Source organism: Paraburkholderia sp. J76 (assembly GCF_905220295.1).
Classification (GTDB): Bacteria; Pseudomonadota; Gammaproteobacteria; order Burkholderiales; family Burkholderiaceae; genus Paraburkholderia.
In genome coordinates this window covers 192,019-215,381 of the sequence record NZ_CAJMZJ010000005.1, presented here as the reverse complement: position 1 = coordinate 215,381, position 23,363 = coordinate 192,019, and the positions used below count along the sequence as shown (strand labels likewise).

Genomic DNA, 23,363 nt, shown 5'->3' with positions numbered 1-23,363 from the left:
CGCTCAGGCTCCTTCGGCAATCCTGCGCTTGAAGTTGAGGATCGACGGCCTCGCCACGGCGGGCGCCTCGACGGGCTCGTCCGTCTGTGTGCCGTCGAGGGTCGCGGCCAGTTGCTCGATCGTGACGTTCTTCATGAGTTGACGCGCATCCACGCCCAGCCCGCGCTCGTTCATTCGCGCGACGATGCGGAACAACTGCAGGCTGTCCGCGCCGAGGCTGAAGAACTTCTGGTCGACGCCGACCTGCTGGAGGCCGAGCACCTCGCCCCAGATCGCGGCGATGGTGGATTGCGTCGGCGTCAAGGCCACGGGTTCGGCCGCGACGATGATCTCCTCCGCCTTGCTCGCCGCCGGTTCGGCGGGCGCGGACGATTCGACCACGGGCACCGGCACCGGCGCTTGCGGCACGACCTTGAGCGCGGCATGCGGCTGGCGCACCGGCGCGGCCACCATATCCGCCGTCGGCACGGGCAGCGCCTTGCGGTCGAGCTTGCCGTTCGCGGTTTGAGGCAGCGCGTCGAGCGTCATCCACAGCGTGGGCACCATGTAGGACGGCAGTTGCCCGGCGGCATGCGCCGCGACCGCGCTCTGGTCGGGCTTGCCGGCGCCCACGAGGTAGCCCACGAGGCGCGCACTGTCGCCCACCGTATGCAAGGCCACGGCGGCGGCGGCAACACCGGGCGCTTTGCGCAAGGTGGCCTCGATATCCTCGATCTCGATGCGGAATCCGCGCAGCTTGATCTGCTGGTCGCGGCGGCCCAGGTGCTGGAGCGAACCGTCGGCGAGCCGCTTCGCGAGGTCGCCGGTGCGGTAGAGCCGGCGCGGCGCGGCGCCTTCGATGGCGACGGACCTGAATGCGGCTTCGGTCAGGTCGGGGCGGTTGAAATAACCCTTTGCCAGGCCTTCGCCGCCGATCCACAGTTCGCCGCTCACGCCTTGCGGCGCGAGGCGCAGGTCGTCGGTCAGCACGTGCAGGTCGGTATTGGCGAGCGGCGCGCCGATCACCACGGGTGCGTTCGCAACGACACGCGAGGCGGACGACCAGATCGTCGTCTCGGTCGGACCATACAGGTTCCAGACTTCCGCGCCGGTCGCGAGCAGGTCGTCGGCGAGGTCGCGCGGCAGCGGCTCGCCGCCGCACAGGATCTTGAAGCCCTTCGGCGCCTTGAAGCCCGCTTCGAGCAGCATGCGCCACAGCGACGGCGTCGCCTGAAGAACGGTGGCGGCTTCTTCCTTCAGGCGCGTCACCAGTTCGAAACCGGTACGCACTTCCGCGTGGCCTGCGATGAAGGTGCGCCCGCCCGCGATGAGCGGCAGGAACAGCTCGAGTCCCGAAATATCGAAGGAGAAGGTCGTCACCGCGACGATGCTGTCCCTCACGGTAAAGCCCGGTGCATGCGCCATCGAGAGCAGGAAGTTGCTCAGCGCGCGATGGCCGATCTCGACACCCTTGGGCTGGCCCGTCGAGCCCGACGTGAAGATCACATAGGCCGAGTCCGCGTCGGTGACGGTGGGCAGAATCATGGTTTCGTCGTCGTCCTGCGCGAGGAGCGCCTCCACGTCCAGCACGCGATGCGCGCCCGGTTCCAGCACCGCGAGGCTTTCCTCGTCGCTGAGGATGGCGGCAATATCCGCGCCGTCGAGAATCTGGCGCAGGCGCGCGGGCGGCATCGTCATGTCGAGCGGCACGTAGGCGCAGCCCGCTCGCCACACGCCGATCATGGCGGCCACGATCGTGGCGCTGCGCTCCATCGCGATGGCGACGCGCGAGCCCGACGCGATACCCGCGGCCATGAGCCGGCGGGCGATCTGGTTCGCGCGCGCATCGAGTTCGCCATAGGTCAGGCTCGTCGACTCGTCCGACACGGCCGTCGTATCAGGGGCCTGCCAGGCCTGCGCGGCGATCAGCGCCGGGGTCGTCTGCGAAAAGTCGTAGTCGCGCCGGGAAGCGTTCAGCTCGTCACGAAGATGGTGGATTTCGGCGTCGCTGAGCAGCGGGAGCGCCGCGACCGGCGTTTCGGCATCGCGCGCGATTGCGCTCAGCAAGGTTTCGTAGTGACCGAGCCAGCGCTGGATCGTCGTTTCGTCGTAGACGTCGGTGTTGAAGTCGCAATCGAGCCGCAGTCCTTGCGCCGATTCGATCACGTTCAGGAACAGATCGAAGTTGCTGTAGGCCTTCGCGTTCGGCGCGAAGTGCGTGGTGACGCCGGCCATGTCGAGTTCGCCGTCGACCTTTTCCAGGTTGAACTGAAGATCGGTCAGCGGCAGGCGGTTCAGATCGCGCTTGATGCCGAGGTCGCGCACGAGCGCGCCGTAGGTGTAGTTCTGCCGGTCGCCCGCGTCGTAGAGGTGGTCGCGCACCGCCTTCATGTGCGTGGCGAACGGCTTTTCGCGGTCGAACTTCACGCGCAGCGGCAGGAAGTTGACGCAGTGCCCGACCAGCAGCGCTTCGCCGGCTTGCGACTGGCCCGCCATCGGCGCGGCGATCACCACGTCGTCGTTGCCGGACAGGCGGCCGAACAGCACCTGGGCCGCGCCGAACAGCGTGGCGAACAGCGAGCAGCCCTGTTTCGAGGAGGCCGTCTTCACCTGCTTGAGCAGATCGGCGCCCAGATGGCGCGTCGTCGATGCGCCGTTGAAGCTCTTGCGCTCCGGGCGCGGACGGTCGCCGGGCAAATCGGGTTGCGGCGCCGGCTCGCGATGCACATTCATCCAGAACTCGCGCGTTTCCTTGTCCACGCCGATCTCGTCCTGTTCCTTGGCGAAGGCGAGGAAGCTCTGCACTTCGTCGAGTTCGGGTTGCGTGCCCCAGACTTCCGCTGCGTAGAGCGCGGCCAGATCGCGCAGGATGATGTTGATCGACCAGCCGTCGCAAACGATGTGATGCGCCGTGAACACGAACGCCCACTTCTGCGCTTCGAGGCGCACCAGCGCGGCGCGCGCAAGCGGGGCGCGGGTGAGGTCGAAGACCTCGCGGGCTTCCGCATCGACGATGGCCTTGAGTTCGGCCGCCGGATCGACGTGAGCGGAAAGGTCGATCGGCACGAGCGGAACGGTCGTCGTCGCCTCGGCGAACATCGTGTCGCCGACGCGCGAGAAGTGCACGCGTAACGCGTCGTGGCGCGCAACGGTCGCGGCGAAGGCGCGCTCGAAAGCGGCTTCGTTCAGCTTGCCGTTGAGCTCGAGCGTGAACGACTCGTTGAACGCGAGCGAGGCTTCGTGACCTTGCTGCGCCGACATCCAGATTTCCTTCTGCGGCTCGGTGAGCGCCGACTGCGTGAGCGCCGGTTCGGCCTGCGTAAGCGCCGCGGCGTCCTGTGCGCCGCCGAGAATGCCCACGCGCTGGAGCGCGTCGATGCTCGCGATGAAGGCGTCGCCGATCTTGCGAATGTCCTCGTCCGAATGGCTCGTCGTCAGGAAGCAGGGGAAGCCTTCCATGATATGCACGCCGAGGTAGCGCATATACGGGTAGAAGAGGCTGCCGAGGCGATCCTCGCCCGCGAGATTTACGTAGAACCAGCTTGAGAAGGATTCCGCCCGCGTGGCGATGCCGACCTTCTCCAGATGCGCGTTGACGCGCTGCACGAGGCCCGCCATGCGCGCGCCGAGCCCTTCCTGAAGCGCGGGGCCGGCTTCCTTGAGATGCAGCAGGACGGCCTTCATCGCGGCCAGCACCACGGGGTGGCGCACGAACGTGCCCGCGAAGAACGTAGGCGGAACTTCGGGCACCGAAGCATCGCCGAATTGCCATTGGCCGCCGTCGAGCGCGTCCATGTACTGGGTGGTGCCCGCGAGCACGCCGATGGGCAGGCCGCCGCCCACTACCTTGCCGTACGTCGCCATGTCGCCCTGGATGCCCCACAGGCCCTGCATGCCGGCCGGATGGACGCGAAAGCCCGTTACGACCTCGTCGAAGATGAGGGCCGAGTCGTTGGCCGCGGTGACGTCGCGCAACTGCTGCACGAATTCCTTCGGACGCAGATTGGGATGGCGCGACTGCACCGGTTCGATCAGGACTGCTGCGATATCGTCGATGTTGGCCTTGATCCATTCCAGGCTTTCGGGACGCGCGTAGGGCAGCACGACCATGTTGCCCACGGAGGTCTGCGGAATTCCCGGGGCGAGCGGGAACGCGCGCGGGACGCCTGCTTCGCTGCCCGGCTTTACGAGCACTTCGTCGAACTGGCCGTGATAGTCGCCGTCGAAGCAGACGACCTTGTCCTTGCCCGTGACCGTGCGCGCGAGACGCATCGCCGCCATCACGGCTTCCGAGCCCGTATTGCAGAACGTGACGCGCTGATGGCCCGTCATTTCGGAGAACATCTGGGCGACTTCGCCCGCAAGCGGGGACTGCGGCCCGATGGCAAAGCCTTCCGCCAGTTGGGCGTTGACGGCCGCCACCACGAAATCGGGCGTGTGGCCGAACGCGGTCTGGCCGTAGCCGTTGACCACGTCGATGTACTCGTTGCCGTCCACGTCCCAGATCTTCGAGCCCTTCGAGCGCTGGGCGACGATCGGATAGACGAGTTCCTTCCATTCCTCGCGGAAGCCGCTGGCGGTGCGCGGATCGGCGAGCACCGACCGGTAGGACTGCGTACGAGCCTTGGAGATGGCGGTTTTGGCCGAGTAACGCGTTGCGAGATCGGTGATGAACGCCTTCTGGGCGTCGGTCATCTGGGCCGAGTGAGTGGCGCCCGGCTTGTATGCGGTGAAGCGCGACGGGCGGTTTTCCTCGAACTTGATTTCCGGGCCGGCGGCGCGCGCGGGCGCGGCGGCGGGGGTGGGCGCGGGCGCCGCGGCTGTCACGACGGGCGCGGCTGCAGGCGCCGCGATTATTTGGGCCGCGGGTTGCTGCGCGGCCAGCGGCGCGCCTTGCAGGACTTCGAGCTGACGCGCCATGACGGACTGCATCGCGGCGAGCTGGTCGCGGATCACCGACTGGAGGTCGCCCGTGGCAGGCGCAACAATCGTTTGCGCGGCCGCAACGGCGACGGGCGCGACTGCCGCCTGAACCGCAACCGGTGCAGCGACAGGCGCGGCGACAGGGGCGGCTTCGGCAGGCACTTCAGGATCGGGCGGCATCGCGCCGTCGAGGAACTGCGCGAGCGCGGGCAGCGTCGGATAGTCGCTCATGATCTGCCGGAAGCTGATCGTAACGTCGTAGCGGCGGCGCAACTGACGAGACACTTGCCCCATGAACAGCGAGTCGTAGCCGAGATCCCAGAAGGTCACGTCCGGATTGGACGTATCCGGCGCTTCGCCGGACATTTCGGCGAGCAGTGACGCCAGTTCGGCAATGAGACGCGGTTTGCGGTCGATTTGGACGGTTTGGGCCATGGCGGTCTCGGGAATATCGGTTAGGGCTGCGGACGAAGTTGGCGCGGCAATCGCGGGGGCAATGGTCGTCGGCGGGCATGAAGAGGCGGTTGCCGGGGCGTCGATCCAGTGCCGTTCCGGCTCGAAGGGATAGGTCGGCAGCGACACGCGGCGGCCCGTTCCGGCACGCAGCGTTTGCCAGTCCGGCGTGACGCCGTTCAGCCACAGGCGAGCGGTCGCCTCGGCGAGAACGGCAAGCTCGCGCTCGCGCGTCGCGAAATCGGGCAGCGAGGCAATCGCGCCCTGATGCCGGTCGCGCGGCATGCCCTGCAGGACAAAGGTCGAAAGCGTGCGGCCGGGGCCGATTTCGAGTAGCAAAGGTTTGCCTTGCGCCGTGACCGTAGCCAGCGCGTCGCTGAAGCGCACGACATTACGGCAATGGCTGGCCCAGTATTGGCCGCTGACCGGCTGATCCATCGCCGCCCACTGTCCCGTCACGGAGGACACGTACGGAATCTTCGGCCTCCTGAAGGAAAGTCCCTCCGCGACCTTGGCAAGCTCGTCGACGACACCCGCCATCATGCGCGAGTGGAAGGCATGCGAAGTATGCAGACGTCGATGCTCGATATCGCGCGCCTTGAGCGTGGCCTCGAACGCCTCGATGGCCGCGAAGGGGCCGGCCACGACGCTGAGCGTCGGCGCGTTGATCGCGGCGAGATCGACATCGGCGGGCAGCATGGGGCTGAGTTCGGCTTCCGGGAGGCGCACGACCAGCATCGCGCCCGGTTCCGCCGATTGCATGAGCGCGCCCCGTTGCGCGATCAGGCGCAGCGCGTCGTCAAAGTCGATCGCCTCGGCCACGCAGGCCGCGACCAGCTCGCCGACGCTATGGCCGATCATGGCCGCCGGCTTGACGCCGCGCGAAATCCACAACTGCGCGAGCGCGTATTCGACGAGAAAGAGCGCCGGCTGCGCGTAGATCGTCGAGCGGATCGGGTGTGGAGTGTCGTCGCCTTCGGGGGCCTCGCTCAGCAGCATCGTGCGGATGTCGAGCCCGAGATGCGGAGCCAGCGCCTCGGCGCCCTTGTCGATCCACTCGCGATAGACCGGCTCGCTGCGATAGAGCGCGGCGCCCATGCCCGGATACTGGGCCCCCTGGCCCGGAAACATGAAGACGACTGCGGGCGTGGCCTGCGGGGCCTGAGCTTCGATTGCGCCTTTCTCGAGCTTCGCTTGCGCCTGCTCCACGCTCTCGGCAACCACCACGGCGCGGTGCGCGAAATCGCGGCGTCCGGTTTGCAGCGTCGCGGCCACGTCCGCGAGTGCGATGTCCGGATGACTGGCGAGATGCGCGGCGAGATTCGCTTTCGCGCGTTCGAGCGCCGCCGTGCTGCGCGCCGACAGCGGCAAAATCTGGAGTCCTTCGCTTTGTTCGCCCGAGGCGTTACGGCCGGGCGCCTCCTCCAGCACGACATGCACGTTCGTTCCGCCTACGCCGAGCGAACTCACACCGGCGCGGCGCGGCGCGCGGCCGTCCGCCCAGGGGCGCGCGGCCGCGTTGAAGAAGAACGGGCTATTGGCGAGGTCGATGCCCGGGTTGGGCGAGCGGAAATGCGTGAGCGGCGGCAACGTGCGGTTGCGCAGGGCGAGCGACGCGGCGATGAAACCCGTCACGCCCGCGGCCGCGTCGAGGTGCCCGACGTTGGCCTTTGCCGAGCCGAGTGCGCAGAACTGGCCACCTTCGGCGCCGCCCAGGCGAAACGCCTGCACGAGGCCCGCGAATTCTATCGGGTCGCCGAGCGGCGTTGCCGTGCCGTGGGCCTCGACATAGCCGATCGAAGCCGGATCGATGCCAGCCTCGGCATGCGCGATGGCGATGGCGCGGGCCTGGGCGTCGACGCTCGGCGCGGTGAAGCCGACCTTGTCGGAGCCGTCGTTGTTGATGCCCACGCCGCGGACCACGGCATAGATGGGATCGTCGTCGGCGATGGCGTCTTCGAGACGTTTGAGCAGGACCACGCCCGCGCCGCTGCCGAACACCGTGCCCTTCGCGTCGGCATCGAACGGACGGCACACGCCGTCGGGCGCGCCCATGCCGCCTTCTTCGTAGAAGTAGCCGCGTTTTTGCGGGAAGGTGATCGACACGCCGCCGGCCAGCGCCATGTCGCAGCGTCCCGCGCGAAGATTCTCGACTGCGAGGCTGATCGCGGTGAGCGACGTGGAGCAGGCCGTCTGGACCGAGATGGCCGGTCCCCGGAGTCCGAGCTTGTAAGCGGTGCGGGTGGCGACGAAATCGCCGGCTCCCACGAGCTTTTGATATTCGCCGATCTGAAACTGGCTCGTAAATTCGTCGATGACCCCGCGATCGGACAGGATGTGCTTGAGGAAGTAGGTGTTCATCGAGGTGCCGGCGAACACGCCCACCGCGCCGGCGATCGTCGCGGGGTCGTAGCCGGCGTCTTCGAACGCTTCCCAGGCAATCTCGAGGAAGAGGCGTTGTTGCGGGTCGGTCAGCGCCGACTCGCGCGCGAGCATGCCGAAAAAGCCGGCATCGAAGCGGTCGACGTCCGCCAGTATCGGCCGCGCCTTGACGTAGCTCTTATCGCGGCGCAAGCCGTCATCGAAGCTGTCTTCGAGTTCCGTTACGTCGAAATGCGTGATGCAGTCGCGTCCCGCGAGAATGTTGGCCCAGAGTTCCGGGACATTGCGCGCGCCGGGAAACCGTCCGGACATACCGATGACTGCGATCGCTCCGCTTTGCGCGCCAGGCCGCGGGCGCATCGCCTCTTTGCTCGCTGCCGGAAGCGTCGTGCGCAACTGCGCGGCCAGCGCCTCGACATTGGGATGGCGGAACAGATCGACCAGCGCGACCCTGGCCGCGACGTCGCGCGCGATGATGGCGTGCGCGCGCATCAGATCGAGCGAGCGCAGGCCCAGGTCGAAGAAGTTCGCGCGGCGATCCACGGGTTTGCCGAGGAGTCCTTCGAATACACTCGCGAGCTTGTCGGCCACGTCGTCGTTCACGGGCGATGCCGCCGCCGATGCTTCGGATTGCGTATCGATTTCCGCAAGCAGCGCTTTGCGGTTGATCTTGCCATTGGGTGTCAGCGGAAAGTCCGGCAGTACGCGCAGTTCCGACGGCATCATGTAGTCGGGCAGCGCAGACTTGAGATACGCGCGAATGTCTTTCAGGAGGACGGCGGCATCCGCGGTATCGGCTTTGACGAAACCCGCGATGGCCTTGCCTGTGCGGCCGTCGAACGCCGCTACGGCTGCGTCCGCCACGCCGGGCGCCACGCGCAACGCATGTTCGATTTCGTCGAGTTCGATGCGTTTGCCCGCAATCTTGATCTGCCGATCGTTGCGGCCGAGAAATTCGATGGCTCCATCGGCGCGGCGGCGCACGAGGTCGCCCGTGCGGTAGAGCCTGGCGCCGGGAGCGAATACGTCGTCGACGAATTTTTCGGCCGTCAGTTCAGGGCGGTTGAGATAGCCGAGCGCAACGCCGTCACCGCCCGCGACCAGCTCGCCGACTTCTCCGTCGGCAACGGGCGCGAGCTTGTCGTCCACGATATAGGCGCTCGTGCCGGCGATGGCGAAGCCGATGGGAATGGCGTCGCCGTTTGCGAGCGCTTCGCCGTCGCGCGGAATGCGGTAGCAGCAGGTGAAGGTCGTGTTCTCGGTCGGGCCGTAACCGTTGATGATCTGCAGACCCGGATGAGCCTCCATGACCTTGCGAACATGGACGGGAGAGAGGACGTCTCCGCCCGTGAGCGCCTCCTTGAGCGGCAGAAAGGCTTCCAGCCGATAGTCGGCGAGCGCATTGAAGAGGCCAGCCGTGAACCAGGCGCTGGTAACGCCGAGTCGCGCTATCTCGGACGCGATCGTGTCGAGAGAGGGCTGGACCTCGTTGATGATGGCGGCGCAGCCGCCGTTCAGCAGCGGTCCCCAGATCTCCAGCGTGCTCGCATCGAAGGCGAGCGGCGCGAGATTGAGGAACCGCGTGTGGGGAGCAAGTTCGGTGAACGTCTGGTTCTGCACGAGACGCAGAATCGCGCGCTGCGGCACGACCACGCCCTTGGGCTTGCCGGTCGAGCCGGAGGTATACATCACGTAGGCAGCGTCGTCACGAGTGCAAGCGTGGAGTGGTGCCGGGCCCGCCGCTTCGGCTGCCGCCACGACATGCTCGAGATCGACCGAAATGCCGTCGAGTTCGCCCACGCTGGCGAGCGCTGCCGCCTCGGCGATGATGAGCTTGGGCGAACAATCGGAAACGATGAAATCGAGCTGCGCCTTCGGATAGGCGCGGTCGAGCGGCACGTAGACGGCGCCGAGGCGCAGGATCGCGAGCATCAAGGCCAGCGTGTCGCGGCTGCGCGAAACCATGATCGCGCAGCGCTCGCCCGGCTCCAGTCCCATTTCGTGGAGGACGGTCGCGAGCCGCGCCGAACGCTCGCCGAGGGCGGCGTAATGCTCTTCGCCTGTGGCGTCAATCACAGCAAGATGATTGCCGAAGTTGGCGCATACGGCGTCAAAGCGTGCGGCCACGCCAGACGCATGATCGGTCCCGCCCGGCAAAACGCCTGAAATCCCATCTCTGTGCGACATTTGCAACTCCCCCACAATTTTGACGAAGGTCCTGGGTTGAGCCAGGCCTGGCGTTGTACACGCAGCGCTTGCGTATAACGGCTGCCGGTCACGGATAGACAAACCACTGCGCCATTGCGCGGCGGGCTGACTCCCACGTCTGAAATTTGCTGTAAGTGAAAGTTAAACTCCCGCGAGACGCCTATCCGTTCGCCTTCGCACACACGATGTGCTGCAGCAACACATCGCAGTGGCGCGGCGGGTGGGCGCTTTTTCGGGGTCAAGACGCGAGATTCGGGTGCGGCGTTGTGCATGGCACAACGGGTCGAACCGCTAAGGAGAGGAGGGTGGGCGGCGACCTTCCCAGGTCAATTCATATGGACGATCGACCAGCCGGTGCGGCGAGCCGCTACCGCGCCCGCGCAGGGTGCACCGGGCGGCAGGGCGCGAATGCGCCAACGCGAGGCTTCCGTCGCCTCGCCGCCGACGAGGCAGGGTGTCGTATCGCCGTGGATGGAAAGATCGAACTCGAAGTGCTCCGCCGGCAGGACGAAGCCGGTGCCGAGCGCCTTCAGGCTGGCCTCCTTGCGCGCCCAGGTTTCGAAGAAAACCGCTTGCCGCTCTGTTGCCGGTAGCGCGTCGAATTGTTCGCGCTCGCGAGCGGAGAGGACCTGGAGCGGCATGCTCTCCTCGATCGGGCGAACATGCTCTACGTCGATCCCCACTTCGAAACCGTTGGAAACGGCGAGCGCCGCCGTGCTTTCGCTATGGCTCAGATTGAAACAGATCGTCCATTCAGCAGGTTGGCTCGTGCAAAACGGTTTGCCTTCCGGACCATATTCCAGTGCGATCGTCTGTGGAGCGCGTGCGAGATAGCGGCCAAGGATTTGTCTGAGTTGTCCGCGCGCCGCTACATAGCGGCGGCAATGCAGCTCGAAGCGAAAGTTGCCGGCGCGTTCGCGCTCCTGCGCGCAAAGCAACACCCAGTAACGATCGAAATCACTCCCGCATGCGTCGATGTCCCATTGCCAAACATGGACTTCTTGCGCGGAAGGCGGTGTGAGCGGCGACGCGGACATAAATAGCCTGGTTCGACTTGCGCTGGGGAAGTGCCGGTTCCCGGCGTTGCGGCAAAGAGGGGCCGGCTCACAGGAGAATATACAGATACAACTCTCGCGGATTTGTTGGGCAACCCACGGAACGGCGATTGCGGCCGGGCCTACGATTAGTCAAAGCGTGATGCAATTACGCTGTACTGCGTGCGCGCACTGCGCGCATGGATCGACGCGGCAATTGCGGGGAAAAGCGTCGACTTGATACCTGTGAGGCTCTCCTGAAGTAGCGGGACCGCATGGTCCTTCGCGACTCGATGCGGTGCCGCGCGAATCATCTATTGCTTTAAAAGAAAACCGGGCCGTCGCCTGGGGGGAGCCGTTTTGTCATCCTCTTCGTATGCATCTGGAAAGTGATATTAATGATTTTGTAATTTTATTCCAGAAATTTGTGATGTTTCTTTATGTGATTGGTAAGGAAAGGTAAGGCTAAATGTAATTGAGGCGCTTCCCGAACAAACCGCACGGCTTTACTCTCTGCGAGGGAGTGGTGGACATTCAGATTCGAGGTGTGGGATGCGGCGTGACTTTGACGATGTCTACAACGTGAGTGTGATAATTCCACACTACAACAGCCCTGATTTGCTTCGGGTGGCAATAGAGTCGATATCCCGTCAAACCATTGCTCCGCAGGAAATCATTGTCGTCGACGACGCATCGCGGTTGCACTTCGAATTGCCGGATCGTTGCGGAGACAACATTGCAGTGCGCCTGATTCGCGTAAGCGAGAACCATGGTGCGGCGTGGTGTCGAAACCGGGGCATTGAAGAGGCAACAGGCGATCTGATTGCTTTCCTCGACGCCGATGACCGATGGCTTCCGAACAAACTGGAGCGCTGCATCGCCGCGTTCGGCCCCAAGCCTGCCGGGAACGAAGCAAGGGTGCTGTTCAGTAACGTCGTGCTCGCGGATACGGGCCGGAGCATTCCCGGCAACCGCTCGCCCTATGACGGTCAGCGGATGCTCGACTTCATCCTGCTGGAGGGCGGCTATATCCAGACTTCATCGATCATGATGTGGCGTCATCAGTACCCGCTGATCAGCTTCGATGGATCGTTGCGCCGTCATCAGGATTGGGATTTCGCCATTCGAGCTGAAATGGCTGGCTGCGTGTTCGTTTATTTGCACGACGCACTGGTGGAGTACTCCTTGAGCGAGAGTCCCGGCAGAATATCGAAGGCGGTCAGTTGCGAACCCAGTCTCGTCTTTTTCGAAAAATATAACAAGCTGATGTCGAAGGGGCATGTTTCGTCATTTATATTCAATGTCCTGATTTACAAGAAAATGAATATTGCCTTGCGGCTTGCCCTTGTCGAGCGAGTGTTGTTGAGGGAGATCGAGATTCCGGGCCAGGATTGGGTATTGCTGTTTGTGAGGCTGGTGATCGGGTGGGGAGGGGTGAATTTAATCAAGAATTTGAGGCGGATAATCCAGATCGGGGATTATTTGACTTGAACTGCATTGGCCGTGAAAAAGAAAATATAGCCGGCGCTCCCGGCGAGCTTGCGCATCCGGTTCCTCCCTCCAGTTTGACCCCCCTCAAGTTCGAAGTTTTCGTCCCGGGCTGTTCTTCCCCTTCATGTCTGTCCGATCGGCTGGGGTATGTCTACGTCGTTTACAAACGTTCATCTGGTTGGGGTGTGTATGTCGGCGCACAGATCGCTTATCTGCGGTCTGCTCCAATCCCGAGTGGAGAATGTTCGACTTCGAGGTCCTAAATGCGTCAATTTGTCCGCGATTTGTTTTACTCGTCCGTCGCCGATAAACAGGTCAATTTACCGTTGCCGCCGACGTCGCTCGCGATCCATCCGCGCAAGCTCAATATATTGCTGCTGGGCACGTGCTCGGTGGAAATGCTCGTCAAGCGAAGCGCAAACACCGGGCACAACATCCGGCACATCCTGATGGGCTCGAAGCGCCACGCCCCGATTCCGGATGCGGCGCCAACCGATGACGTCGTCGTCGTGAATCTCACGCTCCGGCACATTCTGGGCGAAGTGACGCAAACGCCTGAGCCTGTGGTGGACATGGTCTTTTCGCGCCTGCGTTCAGACGACGAGGCTCGCGCCCTTCTGGAAAGAACCGGTGAATATCTCTCCCAGAAGGTGGCGCAGATCGCCGCGCAGATCTCTAAGGCTCCGATAGTCTTCATGTCGTTTTTCGAGCCGAGCTTTAATTACGATGGCGACCTCATCGATCCGTTCGGTATGACATCGGCCGGAAACCTCGTGCGCGAGATCAACCGTCTGTTGTTCGAAGCGGTGCGCAAGACCAATAATTGCTATTTTCTCGATGCCAATGAAATACTGAATTTTATCGGCCGCCGGCACTTGCAGGACGATGTCCTGTTGAGCAGCTCGCACGCGTCGTTCATCAACGATTGGGACTTCAAGCTGGACGCGAATCGACTGATTGCGCCAAAAGCAATCGGGAATATCGTGACCTATGAGGTTGCGTCCCGCGAATTTACCCTTGTGTTTCTTTCTCGGATCGAAGCGATCGTCAAGGTCATCGAGCAGCGAGACCCTGTGAAGCTGATTATCGTCGACCTCGACGACACCATGTGGCGGGGCGTTGCGGCGGAAGGCGAGAGCGTGAGTCAGGAGCAACGTATCGAAGGCTGGCCTATCGGCCTCGCCGAGGCGCTGTTGTACTTCAAGAAGCGCGGCGGCTTGCTGGCGATCTGCAGCAAGAATGAAGAAGCGCCCACCATCGAGCGGTTCAACGCCATCTGGCGCGGCGCCATCACCATGGACGACTTCGCGTGCGTGCGCATCAACTGGCAGCCCAAGTCGCAGAACATCCTTGAAATCCTCAAGGAGGTCAATCTGCTTCCGGGCAACTGCGTTTTTATCGACGACAACGACCGTGAATTGTCGGAGGTAAAGGCGGCGATCCCAACCATTCGCTGCCTGGGCGGGAATCATTACGATTGGCGGCGAATCATCCTGCGATCGGCGGAAACGCAGGTCCCGGTCGTCACCGAAGAATCGTCGCGCCGCACCGAACTCGTGCGCGCAATCTCGCAGCGCGAAGCCAGCGCCGATACCGGCAATGGCGTCTCGCGGGAAGAGTGGCTGGCTTCACTACAGCTTCGCCAGTCATTCTTCTTGATCAAGACGCCGAAATCCCGGTACTTCGATCGCGCGTTCGAGCTGATCAACAAGACCAATCAATTCAATACGACCGGCAAACGTTGGGAGCGATCGGAGTTCGAGGCGTTCATAGGCCGCGGCGGCTATTGCGTGGTTTCTTCGCTGCGTGACAAATTGATCGACAACGGCATCATCTCCGTTTGCCTGATCCAGGGCGAGAAGATCGTTCAGGTGGTGCTATCGTGCCGCGTATTTGGGCTTGGCGCGGAATTGGTCGTGGGGGCGATTGCGACGCGGCTGGCGTTGAAGTCGGGTTCCGAAGTTCGCGCGGAGATGGTCGACACCGGAAGGAATGCGACCTGCCACGATTATTTCGAACGGCTCGGGTTCTCCCAAACGGCCGCGGGTTTGTACTCGCGTACCGCGAATGAACTCCCGTCCTACATAGAGATCGAGAATCTGGGCGCGGCCGAGTTTCCCCCGGTGCGGATTTAATGCAAAAGCAACAATGGCAAGCTACATGAAGAAGATCGAGATTCAATGAGTGTTCGGCGACACCGGAAGACACCTCGCTGACTTTCTGGCTGGGAAGGCTGGGTACGCCGATTTGGCGCTCACGTAGCGCGGGTCGCACGAAGAGGTGAAAAAGAATGATAAGCCCGACTAGTCCTTTCCCGTTTTTTGCCGCGGTGCTACTCGCGCTTGCTACTGCCAAAGTATTGATCTGGCGATTCGGAAGCCCCAGCGCGGTCGGGCGCTTCGCAACGATTGACGGCTTGAGGGGATACCTCGCATTTTTTGTTTTTCTGCACCATTCCTGCATTTGGTATTTCTACCTCAAAACCTCCCACTTTGATGCACCACCGTCGAATTTCATGGCAAATATCGGGCGCGCAAGCGTGTCCCTGTTTTTCATGATTACCGGTTTCCTGTTTTCGACAAAAATAATCAACGACAAAGAGAAAGGGGTTGACTGGATCAAGCTTTACGTCTCGCGGATCTTGCGGCTGACGCCGTTGTATTTGTTCGCGATGCTGCTTCTCTTCGTCTGCGTCGCTGTCATGTCAGGTTTCACGCTATCGCAGCCCCCTGTGACGCTGGCGGTCAACGCATTGAGATGGATAGGTTTTTCCAGTTTTGGCGAGCCGGATCTAAACGGGGTGGAGGGCACAAACCTCATTTTATCGGGCGTGCCGTGGACCCTTGCCTATGAATGGGGCTTCTATCTGTGCCTCCCGCTGCTGGCGGTCGCGATCGGAGCTGTTCCATCGCTTGCCGTGCTGATCATCGGATTCGTCGGCGTACTGGACCTCCTTCATTTTCATGCGGAATCGAGATTCCTCGCGCCGTTTCTTGGAGGGATCATTGCGGCGCTTCTTTGCCGTCACGCCTGGTTCCGTAACCTTTCACAAAAGCGATTCGCCTCGCTCATTGCAATCGCCGCGATTGCCTCGGCGGTCATCCTGTTTCCGACGACCTATGCGCGGATCCCGTTGGCGCTTCTTTCCCTGAGTTTTGCCTTGATTGCAGGCGGCGCCAGCTTGTTCGGCGCACTAACCAGCCAGTTATCCCGCATGCTGGGAGAACTCGCTTACAGCATCTATCTCCTGCACGGGTTCATTCTGTTCATGCTTTTCAATTTCGTCATTGGAAAGCATAGCGCGCGAACATTTACTCCTGTCGAGCACTGGTTCACGATTCTGCTGACCACCCCCGTTTTGATTCTTGTTAGCTATACGACTTTTCGACTGATCGAGAAGCCTGCTATGAGACACACCGAGAGTGTTAGCAAGCGGGTGCGCCAAGTCATAGTTGCGAGGCGCGGCGCTTTGGAAGAGTCGGTTTGAGTGACTCTTCACGGGGGATTGGCAGCAGGCCGTGGTTTTATTGTTATTGGCCTGCTGCTCGAACAGGGCGGAGCCATTCCCGCTTGCGTGACATTACTTCCCGGGTGCAATGCTGACCGTCGCTTTTGGCCATGAGACGCGTACTGGCCAATGGCAGGCAACCGCCGCAATCAGCAGGGCATAGGTTGCCAGGAAGTAGTAGGTCAAGGAGTGCACTCGAATATCAAACAGTCCTTCAAGGCACAGCGGCAGAATGGTCAGGAAAGGGAAGATCTTCAAGAATACGCCCACCCAGCCATCGCCTCGTGACGAGAGGAGCATCGACAGATAGAGGCAGACTGCAAAGACGCTGAAGTCATAAGACATCAATCTGGGGTTGAGCAGAATGAGGATGGCGAGGAAGTAAAACAACTCGCTCGCGGAGCTGATGTGCAAAGAGCGTTGTCCGTGCCTGTACCGACGAATTGCCGATATCAGTACCACGGCCAGCATCAGCAGAAGATGGAAGACAAAGCCGACCTTTCCCATCCCAAACTTGGAAAACACGCCGAAAATCGTCAGTCCTGCATCCCCGTGCTGGATGATCTGGTTGTAGATGGCGCCCTGGAATCCCGCCCACAGTTGAGGGTAGAGGGCGGGTTGCGCCATGTAGATGCCAGCGACCGATAGCAGCACCGCGACGAATGCGAGCCAACTGCGCCGAGGCAGAAAGAGATAAAGCAACGCGTAGGCCAGGAAGTAGGGCTTTATGGCGGAAAATAATACGATCGCGATCGCATACAGTGCTATCGAGTAGATCGAGCGTTTCGTGTATAGAAACCAGGCAAGCGATACGAGAAGCAGATGGGCGAAGACGCTTATATTTCCCGTCTGGATCGAAGCAAAGCCCGATCCGCTAATCAGGAAGCCGAGAATCAGGCCAGGAGCCAGGCGATGGAAGGGAATAGAAGACTTGAGGCTTACGCTAACGCCGGCGATGCCCGCTGCGGAGGCTAGCACCAGGAAAACAAACGCCGTCGGGAAATCGATAACGGAAAATACCTTGAGAAAAATGGGCGGGTAAACAAATGGAAAGTCGCCTGAGGCGCACGCGTAGGGGTTGGGTCCCTGCAGGTAGCAACTCAAGCCTTTCTCGTAGACATGATAGTCCCAGAAAAACGAGCCGCTCGGCGCGCTGAATGCGAGGACCAGTAAGAAACACGCGGCAGCGGATAAGCTCCAGAGAGGCCACGCCTTGTCGTGGGTAAGGCTTGCGATATCTGGTTTCAAGTGTGCCCCGTCGAGGTTATTGACCGTCAGTGTTCTATGGCGGGCTAACGATTGAACAGGAACCCCAATTTCGAATTCCCCAGCCGTTCGCCGCGCAGCTCACGCAAACACGAAGCGCTTATCCAACTGGTATTTCGTGAAATAGCCGATTACCAGACCGAGTGCGCCGCCGGCGAGCCGACCGGCTTCACCATGAAATAGTGCGTTCGCGGCGAATTCCACGGACCAGAAAACGAGCGTCGTGCCGAGCCCCATGGCAACGTACATCGAGAATGTGCGCACGCCATGTGCGACGCTTTGGTGTTCATAGCGGAATATCCAGGCCTTATCGAGCAGATATTTGACGACTAGTCCAACACCGGTGCCGACGCACACCGAAAGCGGCACCGCAAATGGGCCCTGGTACAGGTGAAAGGCGACGCTTTGACTGCCGAGATTGGCACCGATTGAAATGGCGGCGAACGTCGCATACCAGAACACGAGTCGTGTGCGGCTGAGCGACATGCTGACGGTGGGGCTGCTCATTGCGTACTCCTCTTGAACGCGCCGCGCTGTGCAGCGAGCGGATGACAAGCGTGTGGCCGGCCCTGAAAACGTTCGCTTAACCACGCACCGCGCCGACTTTCCAGCCCATCGCGGCCGGCGGCGGTGCGCTCGGGTAATGGCCCCAGAAAGCGGACCCGGAGACGCTCACGACGTGTGGTCGCCGGGCAAACGATTGACCGTTGACGCATGTTAATCAAGGGGCGCCGCAACTACCGTTCGCCGGAGCACAAAGCTCGTCTTCCTGCGTGCGCGCGCCTTTTTCCGGCAGCATCCGGAATGAGAGGCGCCACGCTCGATCGGTACCCGTACCTCTGGAAAGCGATGCGGAACGCCGCAGCACGCGAGTCGAGTGAACTGCATGGCGACCTCGTGCACAGCGGTGTATTTCTATCGTATCCGTGGGCGGAGCTGCACCGCGTGGCGGAACAAGCCTGCCATTTGTCGGGACCGCGATTCGCTCAAGCCGAATGCGTTGCAGAAAGCGTCCTTGACGCGATGATCAACGAACATCGCGTCAATCGCGCGCGGTGCGGGAAAGAGGGAAAGAGCACGATTTAGAACTACTTGCAAAGCAGCAGCAGACGCGCCTGATCCGAGCACGGTTGTCCACTGACCGGTTCCATGGTGGCGGCGCGTTTCGGCGCAGCCGCCTGCACCGCGGCGCGATGCGCGAAGCACGCCTTCAACCGTCGCTCGACGGGCTGATAGTATTGCCAGCCCTTGCCGAGGCCGGGCAGATCGAGCTTCACCTGCTTCCACTTCGGATGGCCGTGCTCCTGCAGGTTGTCGAAGTTCTCGCAGAGCGAATCGGCAAAGCGCTTCAGGTTTCCGACCGTATCGCGCAGGTTGTAGTCGTAGGTCACGAGAAAGGCCTTGACCGTCCAGGTCGGCACGTCTTCCTTCAGCCAGTTCGGATAGCTCGATACGTGGATCGTCGCGGGATAGTAAGTCTGCTTTGCGCGCGCCGTTTCCGGCGCGTTCGGATCAACGCGCAGGAAGCGGATCTGCTGCAGCAGCTCGGGGTTCATGTCGGTAAAGAGCTTGGCCGGTTGCCCGGCGACGATGATCGCCACGTCGATCTTCTTGACGATGAGCGCCGCGAGCGCGTCCTCGTTGCTCAGGTGCTGCGCGTTCTCGGGAATCGGCTGGCCGAACATCAGGCGGTACAGCGTCGTGGCCGACTGCGCGGTGCCGCTGCCGATCAGGCCCACGCTCATCACCTTGTCCTTGATCTCGTTGATCGTCTTCATCGGCGAGTCGTTACGCACGACGAAATAAATTTCCTCGTCGTAGAGCGGCATGATGAGACGAAGCGGCCGGATCAGCGTGCCGGCCTCCTCGTTGCCGGAATTGGCCATATCGACATAGGCCTGGTAGACGTCGGACTGTACGAGCGCGAGCTTCACGCCGGGCTCGAAACGCATGCGCTGCACGTTTTCGGCCGAGCCTTTCGACGGAATCACTTCGAGGTCGATGCCCGCCGGCTGCGCCACCCATTTCGCCAGGTCCTGGCCGATCTGTATGTATGTGCCGCGCTCGGGGCCGGTCACGATCTTGTAGTTCGCATCCGCCGCGGCGGCAACGGCGAGCGCCGAGAAAAGCAGGGCGGTCAGCGCCGCCACTCCCGCCAGAGTCGTTTTCAGCATGGTCTCTCTCCCGCCCTGTTTGTGATGTGCGTCCGACTTCGATATGTTATGGAATCCTTTTTAATGCGTGTCCTCGGTGGATGTGGCGTGCTTCCAGCCGAGTTGGCGAATGGCGCGCTGCTGCGCGTCGGCGCCGTTGTTGTCGTTGTCGTTGCCAGCCGCATCGGGCGCGCTGGCGGTAGCGGATTGGTTCGCGGCGGCCGTAGCGGTGTCCGCATTCGCCGGGATGTTGGCCGTGCCCGGTAGCGGAATCGGCGGCGTGGATGCGGGCGGTGCTTTCGATGCTGCCGCCTTGACCGCGCCCCAATCTCGCGACGACGGAAGCGGTACGGTGCTCGCGCCGCGCGGCAGCGGCACTGCCGCACTCTCTTGCGCGGCGCTATCCGGCGAACGCAGCGGCGAACGCAGCGGCGGCCAGCCCGCCGCCAGGATGGCGCGCTCCTTCAACGATTGCGCGTGCTGGCTGCTCGAATCGATCGCCAGCGCCGCGGATGCCTGTTGCTGCACGCAGTCCCAGGCGAGTTGCGTCGCGCATTGTTCCGCGCTTTGCAAAGCGCTGTCCCGCGCTTTCTCGCGCGCCCCGATGTCGCGTTGTAGCGCGCGGGCGTCCTCGTTGTTCGCGTCGTGCGAGAGGGCGGCATTCACCGCGGCGCTCGCGTCCGACAAATTGTTCTCCGCGAGGCTTGCACGCGCGGCGCGCAAACTGTCGGGCACATCCTTGAACTGGGGAGTTACGCGTGGATTCGGCGTGGGGGGTGACGAGACCGTGCCCGCTGCCGGGAACGTGCCGTGAGCATCGAATGCGCTTTCTTGCTTATGCCGCGTGCCGAACAGCAGGAACGCGGCATACGCCATCGCGAGAATGAGCAAGACGAGTAATACGCACTTCGTGAAGAACCCTTTACCGGTCTGCCAGAACGGCCGCTGATCTTCCAACTGATAGTGATGCAGATAGTCGGCCTGCACTGACGGACGGCTGGACGCGGACGTACCGGCAGGCGAGACCCTTGGGACGCCGGGCATGGGCGCCGCCGTTGAATCGAGAACTCTCAACGCGGGTTTCGGGCGCGCATGCACAACCGTGTCGAACGGACGATCCGTGCCGCAGTAAGGGCAGGAATCGACGGACTGGTAGAGCGCGCCGCCACAGAGGTTGCACTGTGTGGGGAAACTCTGACTAGAGGTCATCTGAGCGGACATGCTGTCGTTCCACCGCCATGGCGATGCCATTTCGGCATGTTCAGGATCGTCGTTGAAGCGATCGGCGAGGCCTCGCGGAACCCACGATCTGCATGCGCAGAAGAGCGGGGCGCCTGACGGGGCGCGGCCGCTGGAAAGATCATATGAGTGATTCTCCAACAGTGCGGCGATTGCCATTGTTGCCTACCGCACATATGCGGTGCCCGACCAACGCTCTGGCCCTTGAGCCAATCCGGCGGCGAGGGGTGCTGAATCGGGGATTTCCCGGAGAGGCCGGGCGGGTGGTACGGCCCGGGGACTCGGGGCACCCCCGCCTGCGGGGCCTGTGAAGTCCAGATGGATCGTTGTCGAGCCCAGCCGCATGGCCTCCTACTTCATTGATTTCATTGAAAAATATAGGGAATCTGGCACTCGGTGGCGATACTCCATGGTCTGGCCCCGTCAGCACGCCTCCAGGGTGATACGTATCGCAGCCAGCAATTCCCCTTCCGCCCCCTTCTTGAATTTGTCATTCCCCGTCCATATAATTAGCACTCACCGTATGAGAGTGCTAACAACGCTCCGTGCACAACCAATCTCTGGCTGGCGGTTTCCGGCAGCCAGGTTTTCTTGAGTCTCTTCAAGTCCCAATCAACAGAGGAACATCCATGAACCTTCGTCCTTTGCATGATCGCGTGATCGTCAAGCGCCTGGATCAAGAAACCAAGACCGCTTCGGGCATCGTGATCCCGGACGCAGCGGCAGAAAAGCCGGATCAAGGCGAAGTCCTGGCAGTTGGCCCGGGCAAGCGTGACGACAAGGGCGCCCAGATCGCGCTCGACGTCAAGGTCGGCGACCGCGTTCTGTTCGGCAAGTACGCTGGCCAGACCGTCAAGGTCGATGGCAACGAACTGCTCGTGATGCGCGAAGAAGACATCATGGCCGTGGTGAACAAGTAAGTTCATTCCACCGCTCACTATTCAAGAATCCAAGGAGTTAGAAGATGGCAGCTAAAGACGTCGTGTTCGGCGATTCCGCCCGTTCCAAGATGGTTGAAGGCGTGAACATTCTCGCCAACGCAGTGAAGGTCACGCTGGGTCCGAAGGGCCGCAACGTGGTCCTCGAGCGCTCGTTCGGCGGCCCGACGGTCACCAAGGACGGTGTCTCGGTCGCGAAGGAAATCGAGCTGAAGGACAAGCTCCAGAACATGGGCGCGCAAATGGTCAAGGAAGTCGCTTCCAAGACCAGCGACAACGCCGGCGACGGCACGACGACGGCTACGGTTCTGGCCCAGTCGATCGTCCGCGAAGGCATGAAGTACGTCGCATCGGGCATGAACCCGATGGACCTGAAGCGCGGCATCGACAAGGCCGTTGCAGCAGCAATCGAAGAGCTGCGCAAGATCAGCAAGCCCTGCACGACCAACAAGGAAATCGCGCAAGTCGGCTCGATCTCGGCAAACAGCGACACGTCGATCGGCGACCGTATCGCTGAAGCGATGGACAAGGTCGGCAAGGAAGGCGTCATCACCGTCGAAGACGGCAAGTCGCTGCAAGACGAGCTGGAAGTCGTCGAAGGTATGCAGTTCGACCGCGGCTACCTCTCGCCGTACTTCATCAACAACCCGGACAAGCAAGTCGCCGTGCTGGAAAGCCCGTTCGTCCTGCTGTTCGACAAGAAGATCTCGAACATCCGCGATCTGCTGCCGGTTCTGGAACAAGTCGCGAAGGCTGGCCGTCCGCTGCTGATCATCGCCGAAGACGTCGAAGGCGAAGCGCTCGCAACGCTGGTCGTCAACAACATCCGCGGCATCCTGAAGACCGTCGCTGTCAAGGCTCCGGGCTTCGGCGACCGTCGCAAGGCCATGCTGGAAGACATCGCGATCCTGACCGGCGGCCAGGTCATCGCTGAAGAAACCGGCCTCACGCTCGAAAAGGCAACGCTGAACGAACTCGGTCAAGCGAAGCGCATCGAAGTGGGCAAGGAAAACACGACGATCATCGACGGCGCTGGCGAAGCCGTGAACATCGAAGCGCGCGTGAAGCAAATCCGCACGCAGATCGAAGAAGCGACGTCGGACTACGACCGTGAAAAGCTGCAAGAGCGCGTGGCCAAGCTGGCAGGCGGCGTGGCGGTGATCAAGGTCGGCGCTGCGACCGAAGTCGAAATGAAGGAAAAGAAGGCACGCGTGGAAGACGCGCTGCACGCAACCCGCGCTGCCGTTGAAGAAGGCATCGTCCCGGGCGGCGGCGTTGCGCTGATCCGTGCACGTACGGCAATCGCCAGCGTGAAGGGTGCTAACGCCGACCAGGACGCAGGTATCAAGATCGTCCTGCGCGCCATGGAAGAGCCGCTGCGCCAGATCGTCACGAACGGTGGCGAAGAAGCGTCGGTGGTCGTGGCAGCGGTTGCTCAAGGTTCGGGCAACTACGGCTACAACGCAGCGACCGGCGAGTACGGCGACCTGGTGGAAGCCGGCGTGGTCGACCCGACGAAGGTCACGCGCACCGCGTTGCAAAACGCAGCTTCGGTCGCAGGCCTGCTCCTGACGACGGACGCAGCCGTTGCTGAAGTGCCGAAGGAAGATGCTCCGATGCCTGGCGGCATGCCCGGCGGCATGGGCGGCATGGGCATGGACATGTAAGAACGGCTTACGCCGGGATTGCATCGAAGTGCGGGGGACACGCCGTGAGGCGTGTTTCCCTGGCCCGAAAAGAAAAAACCGCAGCGATGCGGTTTTTTTTCGTCTGTGCGGTTTGCGCATTG

The 23,363-nt window shown here is 62.2% G+C and carries 11 protein-coding genes; 5 read left to right on the top strand and 6 right to left on the bottom strand.

Going from position 1 to position 23,363, the window contains the following annotated elements; all coding sequences use genetic code 11:
- Positions 1–3: 3 nt before the first annotated feature.
- A complete protein-coding gene (locus tag U5768_RS12200) occupies positions 4–9,924 on the bottom strand; it encodes a non-ribosomal peptide synthetase/type I polyketide synthase (RefSeq protein WP_322030651.1) in 9,921 nt (3,306 codons plus the stop codon).
- A 347-nt stretch (positions 9,925–10,271) separates the two neighbouring features.
- Positions 10,272–10,982: a 4'-phosphopantetheinyl transferase family protein gene (locus U5768_RS12195; RefSeq protein WP_322030650.1), complete on the bottom strand. Its 711-nt coding sequence runs from the start codon at positions 10,980–10,982 to the stop codon at positions 10,272–10,274.
- Positions 10,983–11,531: 549 nt separating this feature from the next.
- Here U5768_RS12195 and U5768_RS12190 point away from each other — a divergent pair.
- The 3 genes from U5768_RS12190 (at position 11,532) to U5768_RS12180 (ending at position 15,957) form a co-directional block, all read left to right on the top strand.
- A complete protein-coding gene (locus tag U5768_RS12190) occupies positions 11,532–12,470 on the top strand; it encodes a glycosyltransferase family 2 protein (RefSeq protein ID WP_322030649.1) in 939 nt (312 codons plus the stop codon).
- A gap of 263 nt (positions 12,471–12,733) precedes the next feature.
- Entirely contained in the window at positions 12,734–14,605 is a 1,872-nt protein-coding gene (locus tag U5768_RS12185) for an HAD-IIIC family phosphatase (RefSeq protein WP_322030648.1), read from the top strand.
- Positions 14,606–14,760: 155 nt separating this feature from the next.
- Positions 14,761–15,957, top strand: coding sequence for an acyltransferase (locus tag U5768_RS12180; RefSeq protein ID WP_322030647.1), 1,197 nt, complete (start codon positions 14,761–14,763; stop codon positions 15,955–15,957).
- Positions 15,958–16,050: 93 nt separating this feature from the next.
- Here U5768_RS12180 and U5768_RS12175 read toward each other — a convergent pair whose 3' ends face one another.
- The 4 genes from U5768_RS12175 to U5768_RS12160 form a co-directional block, all read right to left on the bottom strand.
- Positions 16,051–17,226, bottom strand: a complete 1,176-nt coding sequence (locus U5768_RS12175) for a hypothetical protein (RefSeq protein ID WP_322030646.1) — start codon at positions 17,224–17,226, stop codon at positions 16,051–16,053.
- 99 nt (positions 17,227–17,325) lie between these two features.
- Entirely contained in the window at positions 17,326–17,751 is a 426-nt protein-coding gene (locus U5768_RS12170) for a GtrA family protein (RefSeq protein WP_322030645.1), read from the bottom strand.
- A 581-nt stretch (positions 17,752–18,332) separates the two neighbouring features.
- Positions 18,333–19,418, bottom strand: coding sequence for a TAXI family TRAP transporter solute-binding subunit (locus U5768_RS12165; RefSeq protein WP_322030644.1), 1,086 nt, complete (start codon positions 19,416–19,418; stop codon positions 18,333–18,335).
- Positions 19,419–19,478: 60 nt separating this feature from the next.
- Positions 19,479–20,618, bottom strand: coding sequence for a hypothetical protein (locus U5768_RS12160; protein ID WP_322030643.1), 1,140 nt, complete (start codon positions 20,616–20,618; stop codon positions 19,479–19,481).
- Positions 20,619–21,265: 647 nt separating this feature from the next.
- On the opposite strand from U5768_RS12160, the gene groES reads away from it, so the two are divergent.
- Together groES and groL are read left to right on the top strand one after the other, a co-directional pair.
- A complete protein-coding gene (gene groES, locus U5768_RS12155) occupies positions 21,266–21,556 on the top strand; it encodes a co-chaperone GroES (RefSeq protein WP_110857043.1) in 291 nt (96 codons plus the stop codon).
- A gap of 44 nt (positions 21,557–21,600) precedes the next feature.
- Positions 21,601–23,241, top strand: a complete 1,641-nt coding sequence (gene groL / locus U5768_RS12150) for a chaperonin GroEL (protein WP_322030642.1) — start codon at positions 21,601–21,603, stop codon at positions 23,239–23,241.
- Positions 23,242–23,363: the final 122 nt, after the last annotated feature.

What these genes read in the sequence shown, in the direction of transcription:
- U5768_RS12160 (WP_322030643.1), bottom strand. Translation starts at nt 20,618, where the DNA reads ATGTCCGCTCAGATGACCTCTAGTCAGAGTTTCCCCACACAGTGCAAC.
- U5768_RS12180 (WP_322030647.1), top strand. Translation starts at nt 14,761, where the DNA reads ATGATAAGCCCGACTAGTCCTTTCCCGTTTTTTGCCGCGGTGCTACTC.
- groL (WP_322030642.1), top strand. Translation starts at nt 21,601, where the DNA reads ATGGCAGCTAAAGACGTCGTGTTCGGCGATTCCGCCCGTTCCAAGATG.
- U5768_RS12195 (WP_322030650.1), bottom strand. Translation starts at nt 10,982, where the DNA reads ATGTCCGCGTCGCCGCTCACACCGCCTTCCGCGCAAGAAGTCCATGTT.
- U5768_RS12165 (WP_322030644.1), bottom strand. Translation starts at nt 19,418, where the DNA reads ATGCTGAAAACGACTCTGGCGGGAGTGGCGGCGCTGACCGCCCTGCTT.
- groES (WP_110857043.1), top strand. Translation starts at nt 21,266, where the DNA reads ATGAACCTTCGTCCTTTGCATGATCGCGTGATCGTCAAGCGCCTGGAT.
- U5768_RS12200 (WP_322030651.1), bottom strand. Translation starts at nt 9,924, where the DNA reads ATGTCGCACAGAGATGGGATTTCAGGCGTTTTGCCGGGCGGGACCGAT.
- U5768_RS12190 (WP_322030649.1), top strand. Translation starts at nt 11,532, where the DNA reads ATGCGGCGTGACTTTGACGATGTCTACAACGTGAGTGTGATAATTCCA.
- U5768_RS12185 (WP_322030648.1), top strand. Translation starts at nt 12,734, where the DNA reads ATGCGTCAATTTGTCCGCGATTTGTTTTACTCGTCCGTCGCCGATAAA.
- U5768_RS12170 (WP_322030645.1), bottom strand. Translation starts at nt 17,751, where the DNA reads ATGAGCAGCCCCACCGTCAGCATGTCGCTCAGCCGCACACGACTCGTG.